The sequence below is a fragment of the Phycisphaerales bacterium genome (genome assembly GCA_016699835.1).
In the GTDB taxonomy this organism is placed as follows: domain Bacteria; phylum Planctomycetota; class Phycisphaerae; order Phycisphaerales; family UBA1924.
The window spans coordinates 135,426-149,643 of sequence record CP064987.1; the positions used below are offsets into that span (position 1 = coordinate 135,426).

The window sequence follows — 14,218 nt, forward strand, 5'->3', positions numbered from 1 at the left end:
TGAGGGGATGTGTCGTTGGCGGAGCGTGAGGGCATGTTGGCGAGTGGCGGAGGGGGCGCGGTGGTTGCGCCAGCGGTGGTGCGCTCGTCGGCTCGGCCTTCTTTGGGGAGTCTTTTGAATCCTGTGGAGCCATGGCGGATGCTGTGGCTTCGGCGGGACCTGACGCGGCAGTTTGCGGTTCGGATGTTTTTGCAGCGGTATCGGGGGACGGCGCTTGGGCCTTTGTGGGCGGCGCTTCTGCCGATGGCGATGATCGGGGTGTACACGTTTGTGTTCAGCGTGGTGTTCAAGGCAAAGTGGACGGGGAGCGCGGACGAGGCGACGTCGACGTTTGTGATGGCGCTCTTCTGCGGGATCATCACGTATGGGATTTTCGGGGAGAGCGTGGTGCGTGCGGCGGGGCTGGTGCTGGAGAATCCGAACTTTGTGAAGAAGGTGATCTTCCCGTTGGAGATTCTGGTGCCGGCATCGCTGGCGTCGTCGATGCTGTACGCGGTGATTGGGTTGGTGCTGGTGGCGGTCGGGAGCGTGGTGTTTGTGGGGAAGATGGGGCTGATGGCGTTGTGGCTGCCTGTGGTGCTTGTGCCGTTGGTATTTTTGAGTCTGGGTGTGGGGTGGTTTGTGGCGGGGCTTGGGGTGTATGTGCGGGATGTTTCGACGATTATCGTGCTGGTGGTGCAGCAGGTTCTGTTTTTCATGACGCCGGTGTTGTACCGGCGGGAGTCGATTCCGGAGTCGTACCGGTGGGTTGCGGACTGGAATCCGTTGACGCCGATCGTGGATTCGTCGCGGCGGGTGCTGCTCTTCAATGAGTCGCCGGACTGGGTGGGATTGGGGCTGGTGACGGTGCTGGGTCTGGTGGTGATGCAGTTGGGGTATGGGTGGTTCATGGCGACGAAGCGGGGTTTCGCGGATGTCCTCTAGTGTGACGCGAACGAGCCTTGAGTCGATCGCACGCGAGCGCGTGGGCGTGGATGGTGCGCGGGTGATTGGGGATATCGCGTTTCAGGATTCGCAGATTCGCAGCACCGGCGAAGAGGAGCATGGTGTCGGGACGCATGCGGTTGGTGAGGCGCCGCGTGAGAGTCTGCGAGAGGCTGATGCGATTGTGGCGGTGAAGAATCTTGGGAAGTGTTATGAGGTGTATGCGCGGCCACAGGATCGGCTGAAGCAGATGGTGCTGCCGTTTGGCCGGCCGTATTACACGGAGTTCTGGGCGCTGCGGGGCGTGTCGTTTGAGGTGTATCCGGGGGACTCGGTGGGGATACTGGGTCGGAACGGGAGCGGGAAGAGCACGCTGCTGCAGGTGATCGCGGGGACGTTGACGCCGACGCATGGGGAGGTGCGTGTGCGTGGGCGGATCGCGGCGATGCTGGAACTTGGGAGCGGGTTCAACACGGAGTTTTCGGGGCGGGAGAATGTGTTTTTGTTGGGGTCGATCCTGGGGATCACTCGTGCGGAGATGGAGGAGCGGTTCGCGGAGATCGCGGCGTTTGCGGAGATCGGAGAGTTCATCGAGCAGCCGATCAAGACGTATTCGAGCGGGATGGTGGCGCGGCTGGCGTTCGCGGTGGCGTTCTCGGTGGAGCCGGATCTGATGATCCTGGATGAGATTCTGGCGGTTGGGGATATTGGGTTCCAGCAGAAGTGCCTGGCGAGATTGCGGCAGTTGCGGGATCGGGGGTTGACGACGCTGTTTGTGAGCCACTCGCCGGACGCGGTGCGGAGCGTGTGCGACAAGGCGCTGTTTCTGGATAAGGGATTGGCGCGGTTCTATGGAGCGGCGGAGCGGGGGACGGATTTGTATCTGGCGCATGTGCGTGAGCAGTCGAACAGGGATGTGCTTGCGGATGAGGCGGCGCGGAAGGCCGAGGCGGGGGTTGAGAATGGGCTTGGAGAGGCCGTGGCGTTTCGGAAGGATGTGCCTGGGAAGATGCGGTATGGGACGGGGCACGTGCAGATTGAGCGGGTGGAGGTTTTGAACGAGGCGGGGGAGGCGTGCCGGGCCTTTGGGTATGGGCAGACGATCACGGTGGCGGCGCATCTACGGGCGTATGTGGATGTGTCGCATGTGTCGGTGAGTTTTCTGATCCGGGACATGACGGGTGTGGACCTGATGGGGACGACGACGTTTGATGAGCGGTTGGAGTTGCCCTCGATGCGGAAGGGTGAGGCGTTGGTGGTGCGGTTCTCGTTTGAGAATCGGCTGCGGGCGGGGAACTTTGGGGTGTCGCTCGCGCTGAATCGGGTGACGGCGCGGGACTACGCGGACAACTTGCTCTTTGATCAGGTGGACGGGTGCGCGGCGTTTGGGGTGATTGGGACGCCGGAGCGTCCGATTCACTACAAGTTCCATCAGGATGTTGCGATCTCGTGGGAGGGGCCACGATGAGTTCCGGGAAGCGGAGGAATGGTGTTGGCGAGGAGTCGGGCGTGCGCTCGACGGAGGAGGTCCGCGCGAACTATCGATATTGGCGCGAGCACGGGCACGAGTGGGCGGCGGAGTATGACGAACGGAAGACGTATCAGATTCTGTATCACATCCAGGAGTGGATGCTGACGGAGTATGTGCGACGGCACGCGGCGGGGCGGGAGAGGCCTTTGCGGGTGCTGGAGTATGGGTGTGGGGTTGGGCGGCACCTGAAGAATCTGCACCGGATCGAGGGCGTAGAGGTCTTTGGGTATGACCAGAGCGCGTCGATGGCGGGGAGCATTGTGGCGTGGGGCGGGGAGAAGTTTTTCTCGGAGCGGGTGCGAGTGGGGAGTCCGACGCCGGAGTTGGCGTATGAGGATGGGTGGTTTGATCTGGTGTACACGGCGGAGGTTTTGGTGCATGTCTCGCCGGAGGATGTTTCTGGAATATTGAGGGAGTTGGTGCGGGTGTGCCGGGGGCATGTGCTTCATTTGGAGCCTGGGCCGGAGTATGCGCTTGAGGCGGGGTGTCATGATGGGTGCTGGAATCACGATTTGCCCGGGCTGTATTCGGGGATGGGGCGATCGTGTGAGACGTTGGAGCGTGGGTATGCGGCGCATACGCCGTATCGGGTGACGGTTGGAGAGGGGGCGCGGTTCACGTGGTCGTCGCAGGATCTGGCGTTGTGGCGGCGCGCGGAGCGGGATATCGGGGCGGGATTTTCGGCGATGCGTGCGCGGGTGGCGGAGGAGCAGGCGGGGCGGGCGCGGGAGAGCGGGGAGTTGAGGGAGAGGCTGGTTGGCGCGGAGTCACGTGTGAGCGTGATGGAGGGGGAGTTGCGGGGGGTGCAGGCGGCGCTTGCGGCGCGGGAGATGGAGTTGGGGCGGATGAGTGAGGAACTGGCGACCAGGGGGGAGTTGCTGGCTCGGCGCGAGGGGGAGTTGGAGGAGTCGCGGCGCGGGGCGGCGGCGAATCTGGAGCAGTTCGAGCGGGAGCGGCACGAGTTGCAGGAGATGCTGGGGGCGGCACGGCGAGAGTGCGCGGATGTGTTGGCGCGGGCTTCGGCGCTCGAGGGGGAGGCGGGGACCCTCAGACGGGTGATGGCGACGCAGTCAGAGGAGCACGCGATCCGAGAGGCGAAGTTGTCCGCGGACCTTGGTCTGGCGGCGGCGCGGGCACGGCAGATTGAGGCGGATCGGGAGAGGATTGTGGCACGGCTGAAGGTACACTTGGACGCTTCATCGAAGGGCTGATTTTCGAGCCGGCTCGGGTCTTTCCGGGCCTCACTGGAGGTATTGCGTGGGCACGAGCAACTGGCAGCAGATTCCGTTCTGCATCGATGCGTTGATGAAGATCAACCCGGAGCGGGTGCTTGATATCGGCGTGGGGTTCGGGCGCTGGGGGATGATCACGCGCGAGTTCTGCGATGTGTGGTACACGCGGATCTTTCAGGAGGACTGGAAGGTCAAGATCGACGGGATCGAGGGGTTTGCGCGGAGCATCACGGACTATCACAAGAGTTTCTACAACACGATCCATATCGGGGATGCGGCGAAGATCATCCCGACGCTGCCGGACCGGTACAGCGTGACGATCTATGGGGACGTGCTGGAGCATTTCACGAGGGAGAAGGCCGAGGAGTTGCTCAACATCAGTCTGGATCGGTCGGACTATGTGCTGGTGAACATTCCGATCGGGGAGGAATGGCCGCAGGAGGCGGTGTATGAGAATGTGTATGAGCGGCACTTGTCGTCGTGGGTGCCCGAGGACTTTGATCGGTTCTCGATGGTGAAGCGGCTGCTGTTGCGGGATTACATTGGCAGGCCGCACGGGAGTTTCGTGCTGTCGCGGAACGATCCAAAGAATCTTCGGGCGGGGCTGTTCAGTCCGGTGTCGGACTATCGGGACGCGTTCGAGGCTGGGGTGGTGGAGACGAATCAGCCTGGCGGCCCCGTGAATGGGGAGTTGGAGCGTGTGCTCGACCGGGTGGCGGAGCAGGCGTTTGAGCTTTCGTTCATCAAGAAGTCGCGCCAGTATCAGATGGCGCAGAAGGTCCGGGACTCGAGGCTCGGGGCGTGGATCGGGCGACGCGGGGATCATGGCGTGACGATCAAGGCCCTGGGCGAGAAGAACCCGGCGAGCGAGTCCACGGAGGTGTGGATGGTGCATGTGGGGGTCCTGCCGGGTGAGCGATCGATTCCGTGGGACTTTGTGCGGCGGGACGCGTCGTGGAAGGTGAAGGATCAGGATGGACTGCCGTATGGGCGGTGCATGCTGTCGACGAAGGGCGAGGCGTTCGTGCGATTGAGCGCGAACCCGGAACTGAAGTTTGTGCGGCACCCGTGGAGCGGGAAGGTCGAGGTGTCGTTCGGTGGTCGTCGAGAGGTGATCGATCTGTATGGGCCGGAGAGCGAGATTGTGACGGTGCATCCGGCGCGGAGTCCGATGGTGAGGCCGGCGGCGCTGGTGGCGGCGGGGACGGCGAGCGGCACGGTCAATGGGAGCACGACTGGCGCGGCGCACGCTGGTGGTGGCCTTGAGTCGTTCGAGGTGACGGCTCCGGGCGGAGCGGGATTCACGGCGTATCAGGAGCGGTTCATCGAGCGTGTGCGGGCGGATCGGCCCCAAGCGGTGGCGATCTCGGCGCCGTGCTATCTGGGGGTGACGAGTTCGACGGTGAACCTGTTTGAGCACACGTACCTCGCGCCGGAGACGCGTGAGGAGCGGTCTGAGGAGATGGATCCGGCGACGCGGTCGCGGCATGCTCGGGCGCTGGCGGAGTGTCCTGTTGATCGGTATGTCTTTTCGGGCGGCGATCACACGCAGCACGCGATGATGCAGGAGTTGAAGTCGATCAAGCCCGGGGCGCGGTGCGATCTGTTCTTCCACGGCTCCTATCCGCAGTTCTGTGAGGACGTGGTGTGGGAGTTCTTCAAGAAGTGGATCGAGTCGGCGCGGAAGGGCGAGGTGTACTCGATCGCGAGCGACAAGTGGGGGTATGACGAGTTCATCCGGTCGCTCGGGCTTCGGGGGCATGTGCTCTTGAATCGGATTGAGGGCGTGCCTCAGGGCGTGCCGGAAATCATGGATGACGGACAGTGGCACGTGGGGATGTGGCTGAGCGGCTCGACCTATCGGAAAATTCCGCACGCGATGCTGAGCGCGTTGTCGATCGCGGGGAATATGCGGCTTCGTGGGGCGGGGCTGGATGCGCGGGCGCTAGAGGTGATCCGGTTCCTGGGGCTGAAGACGGATGTGGTGCGCGAGGCGCAGTTGCCGCATGATCGGCTGTTTGAGGAGATCCGCAAGACGCACGCGACGCTGTATGTGACGCTGATTGAGTGCTGTCCGATGCTGCCTTTGGAGAGCCTGCACCTTGGGGTGCCGGCGTTGCTTGGGCCGAATAGCCACTTGTTTGAGGACAATCGGTACTTGTTTGAGCGGCTGGTCGTGCCTTTCCCGGAGCGTGCGGAGGTGATCGCGGAGTCTTTGAAGCGTGCGATCGCGGAGCGTGAGGGGATTGTGGCGGAGTATCAGCGGTGGGTGCCTGGGTATGAGGCTCGGTCGCGGGAGTCGGTGCGGGCGTTCCTGGCGAGTTAGCGATTTAGTGTTGGGTTGATTGTCGGGTCGTGTTTGCGAATGGATTTTGGCCGTCGAGTGGCCGACAGAATTTACGATCGCGACGATCGCGGGTTGGCGGCAGCGTGGCGTGGTCTCGTAAAAACTGTTGAGTTTCTGCGGCGAGTTGGACCCGTGAAGTGGGGTAGGCCCTCCCTGACGGTCGGGCTTCATGTTTGTTTGCTGCGGTAGGAGCGAGAGCGCTCTAGGCGAGTTCTGAGTTTTGTGGTAGTCTGGGTGAGGAGGCTTGTCGGCATGGGGCCGGTGGCTTCATCTGGAGATGTGTCATGCGCAAGGTGTCGATGCTGGCGGCGATGGTGGCTGGGGTTTGCGGGTTTGGGGGCGTGGGCCTTGGGCAGAGTGCGCCGTTTGTGTATCAGGGTCGGCTGGGGGTCTCGTCGGGGACTTTGGCCGGGACGTATGACATGCGATTCCGGTTGTACACGGATGGGGTTGTGGGCGCGCCGGACACTCAGGTTGGGCCGTCGCTGACGTTCGCGGGTGTGAGCGGGGTGGCGGTGAACAGCGAAGGGTTGTTCACGGCTCGTCTGGAGTTCTTTGCGGATTCGTATCTGGGATTCACGGGTCGATGGCTCCAGATCGAGGTGAAGCGGCCGGCGGATGCGACGTACACGGTGTTGACGCCACGTCAGGAGTTGACACCGACGCCGTATGCGACGAGCGCGACGGGAGCCGTGTTCGCGCAGGAGGCGGAGGTTGCGCAGCGGCTGCAACTTCCTACTCAGATGACCGGCGTGTCTGGAAGTGATGCCGAAGCCACGTTCTCGATCATTAACTCACGTGCGACAGGCGGGGGGGGGATTTTCGGGAGCGGCGCGTACTGGGGAGTATTCGGATTCGGAGGAGACTTCAGCTCGTATCCAGCGATACCGCTGCCGATTGGTGTGCAAGGTGTGTCGGACGGGTATGGCGTGGCGGGCACGAGCGGGCCGGGTGTTGGTGTGTATGGAACGGCGGGCGCTGGAACGGGCGGGCTGTTCGAAACTCGGGATATTCCGAGCGCCACGGGGACGGCGTTCATCGTTCGGAACAACTCGGCCGTCGGTCGCGCGGCGATCATCGAGCAGAATGTCGCCAGCGTGAGCACGCCTGCGCTCGAAGTTCGGAACTCGTCCACAGTCGGCGCGGCGTATGGCGTGTACTCGGGGATGTCATCGACGACGCCCGGCGCGTTCTCGGCGGCGGTTCGCGCGCAGAATATGGGGACCGGGGGAAACGGGATCGGGCTTCACGCGTCGCACGCCGGGTCGGGATGGAGCGTGTATAGCACGGTTGGTGATGGCGGGATCGCGGTGTACGGCTCTGGGGGTGGAACCACTGGATATGCGGGCTTCTTCAATGGGCGTGTGCTGGCGAGTTCGCTGAACGTGACGGGCACGCTGACGAAGGGTTCGGGGACGTTCCGGATCGATCATCCATTGGACCCGGAGAATATGTATTTGTCGCACTCGTTTGTCGAATCACCGGAGATGATGAATATCTATAACGGGATGGTGACGACGGATGGCGAGGGGTATGCGGAGGTGGAACTCCCCCACTACTTCGAAGCGCTCAACATGGAGTATCGGTACCAGTTGACGGTGATCGATGAGAAGGACAGCAACGAGTTTGTGCAGGCGAAGGTCGTAAAGGCGATCGAGGGGAACCGGTTCCGGATTCGGACGAGCGCGGGGAGCACGGCGGTGTCGTGGCAGGTGACCGGCGTGCGGAATGATGCGTTTGCGCGTCAGCACCGAGTCGTTGTCGAGGAGGAGAAGTCGGCGACGGAGAAGGGGAAGTATCTGCATCCGGTGGAGTTCGGGATGCCGGCGAGCCGGGGGATTGATGCTGTGATGCCTCGGCCTGTTGAGCCGGCGAGGCCGGAGAGCGGGCGGGACTGAGGCGACCGACTGAGAGAATCAACTGAGCCTATTCGCTGAGATGACCTCGTGAATCTGCGAGGGACATCTGTCGATGTGCATTGGTTCACGATCCAGAGGATGTGATCGCCAAGATCTCGGCGGTTGAGATGATGGATTGGCCGCACTCGGGGCACGTGACTTTGGAGCCAGAGTTGGGAAGTCCTGTGCCGGGATAGCCGCAGTTGGGGCATTGGCCGCGGAAGGTCATGTGCTTGTAACGGCGTGATCGGCGGAGGGCGATGTATGCCAGGGCGAGCGGGGGGAGGGCGAGGTTCCAGAGTGGGATGGCGATGGCGTGGAGGCGGAAGGAGATCGGGGGCGTGCCGCCGTAGACGTTGCCGATGTGGGGGTAGGTTGGGCGCCAGGGGCTGGTGTTGATGGCGAGGCCGTCGTACATCCATCCGGTGCTGGTGAGGCCGCCTTTCCAGATGGAGGAGAAGATGAGCATGTTGGATTTGTGGACACCGACGAACTGGGGCCAGGTGGCCGGGTTCCACATGTGTCGCTTACGTGTGGCGACGGCGGCGGCGAGTGGAGTGAGAGTGGCGGCGATCGCGAGGACGAGGACGATGGTCCAGAGGATGTGCCTGGTGCGAGGGTGGCTCACGGGGGATGATTGGCGGGTGTGGGCGCGTGATCGCGGCGTCGAGCGGAGCTGTGACGCGAGCGTGACGCGTTGGTCGGGCTTGCGCGGCGCGGGATTGGGCGGATCAGGCCTCGACGCGTTCGAAGGACATGTTGCCGTCGACGAGGCGGGCGAAGTAGGCCTCGATGTTGTCGAGGCCGGTGACTCGGTGAACGAAGGCGGCGGCGCGGACGAGGTCGGCGCGCTGGACGAGTTCGAGGCGGGGCTCTTTGAGTTCGAGTCGGGAGGCGTAGAAGGCGCAGCCTTGGTGGGCGATGAGGACGATGCGTTTGAGTTTGTGGACCTCGACGAGGAAGTGGAGTTCGTCGACGACGCCTTCTTCTTCGAGGTGGGCCTGGGGGTGGCCGGCCATGCATGCGGGGCCGCCGGGGAGACAGACACGGTCGTAGCGAGGGAGGTTGAGACCTTGCTGGAGGAAGTCGTCGAAGTGCTCACCGAGTCGGCCATCGGAGCAGTAGATGGCGGCGGCGTGGATTCGGGAGGCCTCGTACTTGATGGAACTGGTGTAGGGCTTGGGCATGGGGAGGCGCCTAGGTGGGACCGTGGTGCAGTGATATGCGTTGATGGTAGGGGTTGGGGTGGTGCAGTAGTGCGAGTGCGTGTTCGGGATGCGGATGGGGAGCGATGTTGGTGATGTTGTCGTGTATGGTGTGGCGACGTCGTTCGACTATCAGGTGAGAACGAAACTGATAGCGGCGATCGAGAGTCCGAATCCGATCGGTCCTCGACGCGCGCGTGGTGCGCGTTTGAGTCTGCGTCTGAGGATCGATCGTGAATGCGACGTTGCGGGCATGAATGAGCGTCGATCGACCACGAGTTATCCCCCCGTTATCTCTACCGTCCGGCCCAGGGACTGCTCGAGCGGACCGCGCTTGGCGCGGGCCGTGTCGAGTTCTTCGGCGATGTCGGGCGTGGTCACTGTTGCTGCCAGGAGCGACTCTGGACGCGGCGGCTGGGGCGCGTGGCGGACGCGGATCGAGGGGACCGGCGCGCGGGTGATGACGCGGGGGATGGCCTCCAGCACCAGGCGTCGGCGGGTCTCTTCGACGACACGCACGCGCTCGACGAGTTGGCGGTGCGTGCGGTCGAGGCCGTCGGCGACGCGGAGGATGCCGACGAGACGCTCGACGAGATGGCGTCGGGCCTTCGTGAGCGAGGCGAACTCCGGGTGCGAGGGGCTTGGACCCGACTTGCGGTGGTAGCGGGCAAGGAGGGCGATGATCTCTACGTCGTCGGTCGTCCAGCCGCGGAACTTGGAAGACGTGGTGGATGACGAGGGGGATGATGAACGTGGCGTCGCCCGGCCGTTCAATCGCTCGCGATCCGGCTCTGCGCCCCCACTTCTCCCCGTGCCGCCCGTCCCCTCCAACCCGGCGTAGAGGACCATGTCGCGCCCGTGCTTGTGGTGCTTGCGATACTCGACGAACTGGCCGACATCGTGGAGGAGGCTCCCGGCCTCAAGCAGTCGCCGCTCGTGCGCGTCTCTCGGGACGAGGCCACGCCGCGTGAGCGAGTCGTAGAGCGAGAGCGCGAGCCGTGTGACGTGCTCGCTGTGGGCCTCCTCGTATCGCGCGGCACGGGCGAAGGCACGCACGGTGCCCATGGGATCGGGTCCATCGTGCGGCGTCGCGTTCGCGATGTGCGGCGATTCCAGGAGCGTGACGACGTGGCCTTCTCGTACGCCGCCGGGGACGACGACGACCGATCGCGCCCCCGTGCGATCCAACAGTGCCTCGACGGCGACGAGACCGGCGAGGATGACATCGTGGCGGTCCTTGGGAAGGCTGGGGATCGCCGAGAGCGAGGCCATTGGCTTGCCATTTCCCCCCGCCCCCCCCGCCCCCCCCGCCCGGACCCAGGCGAGGCGGACGCGTTCCAGAAGGTCGGCGACGTGCTCCCGCGTGACGCGCGTGGGGGCGAGGAGTTTGTGCTTGCCACCGAGGACGACGCTGGCGAGGGTGGTGAACGTGCCGCCGCACCCGCAGAGGACGACGCCGCGATCGCCGGGGACGACGGTGATGGCCTTGAGCGCGCGGGCGATGTGCCTTCGCATGGGCTCGAGCCCGCGCGTCGCCGCCCCGCGAGGCCCGTCGCGCCCGCCGAACTTCTCGGTCATCCGCACCGCGCCGATGGGCATGGAGTGGTTGCCCAGCACGATGCCGTCGCGGGACCAGACGACCTCGAGACTCCCGCCGCCGAGATCCGCGACGACGCCGAAGCCCTTGGAGAGTTCGACGTGGCGCGAGGCGGCGAGGTAGGCGAGGCGACCTTCTTCGCGTGAGGAGACGATGGCGACATGGACTCCGTCGCGCGTCGTGGCGTCGCCCCACGAGCGCGTGACCTCGCGCACCCGGTCGATGAACGCCGCGCCGTTCTTCGCGTCGCGGACGGCGGCGGTGGCGTGGGCGTAGACATCGCGCGACGAGGTCACGCCGAGATTTCTCGCCAGGGCGAGGCACGAGGCAACGGCCTTTGCGGAACGCTCGATCGCTTCGTCGGTGAGTTTGCCCTGACCGGCGAGTCCCGTGGCGAGACGGGTCATCACCCGCTCGTTGGCGAGGGCACGCCACGCGGGCCTGGTGGCGGGTGTCTCGCCGACCTCGACGACGAGCATGCGGACACTGGCGCTGCCGATGTCGATGACGGCCAGCCGACGGTTCGGGGGCGCGACCTGAGGATTGGGACGCGGCTTGGGATTGGGCTTTGTCGCGGCCTTGGGCGGTGCTTCAGATTTGGTGCGGGGGCGTGGCTTCGATCGGCGTGAGGCCGTGGGAGATGGGACCTTCGTGACGACGCCTCTGGGCATGAGATCGAGATCGTACCTTCCCGAACTGGCACCGACCGGGGTGGAGGGTTGTCGGTCAGGGCCTGAAAGTCGATTTCGCGCGATCCACACACGTTTGGGACGCGAATGGAAGGCTCACAGGCCGGCTCCCATCACGCTTGGGGGCTGTCGGGTTGGGGCCTATGCTTCCCTCCTTGGGTTGCGACCGCGGCGCGTGGCGTGCCGCGACTAACGGCGTCGGCCGCGAGGCCCGCCCGCGAAGGCTGCCCGCCTGTCCAACTCGTCACCCGCACGACGTCCGGCGTAGGCACGCCGGGCCTCCTCCTCAAAGAAGGACCTGATCCCATGGCCGAAACCCCCGCCAACGAGTCCCGTCAGATCCAACTCCGCATCGACGAGTCCAAGATGAACTCGACGTATGCGAACACGATCCGCACCTCAACCACCAACGACGAGGTCGTCCTGGACTTCGGGATGAACCTCCCCGTCCCCGGCGCGGACAACAACCCCGTGCTGGTCTTCGCGGTCGGCAGCCGGGTCATTATGAACTGGGCTGCCGCCAAGCGCCTCGCGATCAGCCTCGGGCAGGTCGTTCGCCAGTTCGAGGAGCGCAACGGGACCATCGAACTGAACCAGCCCGGCGCGGCGGGGAAGTCCGGTGGGGACAAGCCGAAACTCTCCAACTAATCTGAGTGACACACTCGCGCGCGACACCGCCGCGAACTCGAATCGTCCGACGCGGCGTCCTTCTTAGTCGGGACGCCGCGTCCAGTTTTGGAGCACGCCGAACACGGGAGCCACGAGCCTCCACGCATGACCCAGGTTGCGCCCAACACGTCGGATCCCAAGGGACCGGACTCGTCGGAGTCTTGGGTCGGCGCCGTGACGCCCTCGGCCGCGCCGTCGGCGGGGCCTCCGGACCCAGAGTTGCTTCGGTTTCTGAACGAGTTGGCGCAGATCCAGGCCGAACTCGCCGGGGCGATCGCGGCGTTTGTCTTTCTCGGGGCCGCCGGCGGGCGGCTCTCGCTCCTCGCGAGAACGCGTCGCCTGGGCGCACGCGGCACTCCCATCCCTCGCCTCGACGAGGTGCTCGCCAGCCCGGAGTTCTCGGCGAAGATGGAGCGCGTCGCCGGCGAACTCTGCCGCACCCGCGCCGTGGCTCAGGCGAGTGCCGCATCCAACGCCATGCCCCACGGGCGCGTCGAGGGGATCTCGCTGCGGAGTGGGCCGCCTTCGGACCTGCCCGAGTTGGAGCCGACGCATCAACTCGTGGCCACGCCTCTCGTCGCCGAGGGCGTGACGCACGGCGCCACGGTCCTTCTGATTCCCCACGCGCACGGTTCTCCAGACGAGGTGTTGACGCGGCTCGCGTTGACCAGCGCCCGCTTCGAGGCGTTCCTCTGGCGCTCTCGCGCGCTCGACGAGACGAAGCGCTCCACGCTCCTCACGCAATCGCTGGAGTTGATCGACCGCGCCCAGCAGGGGGAGAACGCCCGGGCCATGGGCGCGCTCCTCTGCCACGAACTCGCCGTCCGGTTCTCCTGCGCCCGCGTCTCCATCGGCCTGATCGACCGCGACGACCTCCGCGTGGTCGCGGTGAGCGGCGCCGATCGGCCCGACCGGAACGCCCCCGCGACCGAGGCCCTCGAGGACTCGATGGAAGAGTGCGCCGAGCAGGACGCCGAGGTTGTCTTCCCCAGGCCGCAGACCGACGACGCGCTCGAGGGTGTCGCCGCTCGCGTCACTCGTGCCCACGAGGCCTTGTCCCGGAAGTTCGGGCCTTCCGCGATTCTGAGTCTCCCGCTCCGCGTCGAGGGCGACCTCGTCGGCGTGGTCCTCCTGGAACGCGACGCCGAGAATCCGTTCCCCATCGGCTCGATCGCGCTCCTGCGGCTTGTCGGGGAGTACATGGGGCCTGCCCTGTGGACGCGACGCCTCGCGGATCGCGGCGTGCTCGCCGTGACGCGTGATCGGGCGCTGGATCTTGGCGCGGCGCTCGTGGGTCCACGCCACACCGCATGGAAGTTGGCGGGCCTCGCCGCAATCCTTCTGCTCGTCGCGTCGCTGGTGCCCCTGCCGTACAGCGTGAACGGGCCGGTGGAGATCCGGGCGACGACGACGCGGACGATCTCGCCGCCGTTCAACGGGTTTCTCTCGGGTGTTCACGTGAAGCCGGGCGATCGTGTGAAGTCGGGGGACCTGCTCGCGTCGATGGATCCGCGTGACCTGGAGAAGGAGATCGCCCAGACCGAGTCGCGCCGCGACCAGTTGGTCGTTCAGCGAGATCAGGCGTCGCAAGCACGCGAGCAGGCGAAGGCGCAGGTCTTCCAGTCGCAGGTGGACGAGGCCGACGCCTCGCTCTCGCTCCTGCGCGACCAGCGGGACCGCTGCGAGATCCGCGCGCCGATGGACGCGACCGTCGGCCAGGGGGACCTCGAGCGGTTCGTCGGCGCGCGCGTCGAGCCATCGCAGGCGCTCTTTGAACTCGTGGACGACGGGCGCCGCGCCCTGGTCCGCGTCTCCGAGCGAGAGATCCGCCTTGTTCGCGCGGGGGGCACGGGGACCCTGAGCGTGCGTGCCGATCCCTCGACGCGATTCTCGCTCACGATCGACCGCGTCGCCCCGGTCGCCGAGGCCGTGCAGGGCCAGAATGTCTACGCCGTCGAGTGCGACGTGAAGACGAGCGACCCGCGCGAGGACTCGACGCGCTCCCTCGACGTTCTCCTCCCCGGGATGACGGGGACGGCCCGCCTCGACGCCGGGCGTCGCAGCACGCTCTCGCGGTTGCTCGTGCCGCTTGTGGATGAACTGCGCCTGCGGATGTGGTGGTAGCG

Annotated in this window: 10 protein-coding genes; 7 read left to right on the top strand and 3 right to left on the bottom strand. The window is 65.3% G+C overall.

Annotation, left to right across the window (positions count from 1 at the left end):
• The first annotated feature begins 138 nt into the window (after positions 1 to 138).
• The 5 genes from IPK69_00550 (at position 139) to IPK69_00570 (ending at position 7,932) form a co-directional block, all read left to right on the top strand.
• A complete protein-coding gene (locus IPK69_00550; protein ID QQS09155.1) occupies positions 139 to 924 on the top strand; it encodes an ABC transporter permease in 786 nt (261 codons plus the stop codon).
• A gap of 1 nt (position 925) precedes the next feature.
• On the top strand, positions 926 to 2,392 hold the full coding sequence (locus IPK69_00555) for an ABC transporter ATP-binding protein (GenBank protein QQS09156.1): 1,467 nt from the start codon (positions 926 to 928) through the stop codon (positions 2,390 to 2,392).
• Positions 2,389 to 3,666, top strand: coding sequence for a methyltransferase domain-containing protein (locus IPK69_00560; protein ID QQS09157.1), 1,278 nt, complete (start codon positions 2,389 to 2,391; stop codon positions 3,664 to 3,666). Before IPK69_00555 ends, IPK69_00560 begins: the two co-directional genes overlap by 4 nt.
• A 46-nt stretch (positions 3,667 to 3,712) precedes the next feature.
• Positions 3,713 to 6,013 (top strand): hypothetical protein, encoded by a 2,301-nt coding sequence (locus IPK69_00565; GenBank protein QQS09158.1) that lies wholly within the window; start codon positions 3,713 to 3,715, stop codon positions 6,011 to 6,013.
• 305 nt (positions 6,014 to 6,318) lie between these two features.
• Positions 6,319 to 7,932, top strand: coding sequence for a hypothetical protein (locus IPK69_00570; protein QQS09159.1), 1,614 nt, complete (start codon positions 6,319 to 6,321; stop codon positions 7,930 to 7,932).
• Between the two features lie 85 nt (positions 7,933 to 8,017).
• Here the strand turns inward: IPK69_00570 and IPK69_00575 are convergent, their stop codons facing one another.
• From IPK69_00575 to IPK69_00585, 3 genes are all read right to left on the bottom strand, one after another.
• Positions 8,018 to 8,560: a hypothetical protein gene (locus tag IPK69_00575; GenBank protein QQS09160.1), complete on the bottom strand. Its 543-nt coding sequence runs from the start codon at positions 8,558 to 8,560 to the stop codon at positions 8,018 to 8,020.
• 103 nt (positions 8,561 to 8,663) lie between these two features.
• The gene (locus IPK69_00580) at positions 8,664 to 9,119 is read right to left on the bottom strand and encodes a hypothetical protein (protein QQS09161.1); all 456 of its coding nucleotides are present in this window, start codon (positions 9,117 to 9,119) and stop codon (positions 8,664 to 8,666) included.
• A gap of 297 nt (positions 9,120 to 9,416) precedes the next feature.
• A complete protein-coding gene (locus IPK69_00585) occupies positions 9,417 to 11,405 on the bottom strand; it encodes a Ppx/GppA family phosphatase (protein QQS09162.1) in 1,989 nt (662 codons plus the stop codon).
• A gap of 198 nt (positions 11,406 to 11,603) precedes the next feature.
• Between IPK69_00585 and IPK69_00590 the strand changes: the two genes are divergently transcribed.
• Positions 11,604 to 12,071 (top strand): DUF3467 domain-containing protein, encoded by a 468-nt coding sequence (locus IPK69_00590; GenBank protein ID QQS09163.1) that lies wholly within the window; start codon positions 11,604 to 11,606, stop codon positions 12,069 to 12,071.
• Positions 12,072 to 12,197: 126 nt separating this feature from the next.
• The gene (locus tag IPK69_00595; GenBank protein ID QQS09164.1) at positions 12,198 to 14,216 is read left to right on the top strand and encodes an efflux RND transporter periplasmic adaptor subunit; all 2,019 of its coding nucleotides are present in this window, start codon (positions 12,198 to 12,200) and stop codon (positions 14,214 to 14,216) included.
• The last annotated feature ends 2 nt before the right edge of the window (positions 14,217 to 14,218 follow it).

Excerpts from the sequence above, each read along its gene's own strand:
- IPK69_00550 (QQS09155.1), top strand. The coding sequence starts at position 139 with ATGCTGTGGCTTCGGCGGGACCTGACGCGGCAGTTTGCGGTTCGGATG.
- IPK69_00560 (QQS09157.1), top strand. The coding sequence starts at position 2,389 with ATGAGTTCCGGGAAGCGGAGGAATGGTGTTGGCGAGGAGTCGGGCGTG.
- IPK69_00570 (QQS09159.1), top strand. The coding sequence starts at position 6,319 with ATGCGCAAGGTGTCGATGCTGGCGGCGATGGTGGCTGGGGTTTGCGGG.
- IPK69_00580 (QQS09161.1), bottom strand. The coding sequence starts at position 9,119 with ATGCCCAAGCCCTACACCAGTTCCATCAAGTACGAGGCCTCCCGAATC.
- IPK69_00585 (QQS09162.1), bottom strand. The coding sequence starts at position 11,405 with ATGCCCAGAGGCGTCGTCACGAAGGTCCCATCTCCCACGGCCTCACGC.
- IPK69_00595 (QQS09164.1), top strand. The coding sequence starts at position 12,198 with ATGACCCAGGTTGCGCCCAACACGTCGGATCCCAAGGGACCGGACTCG.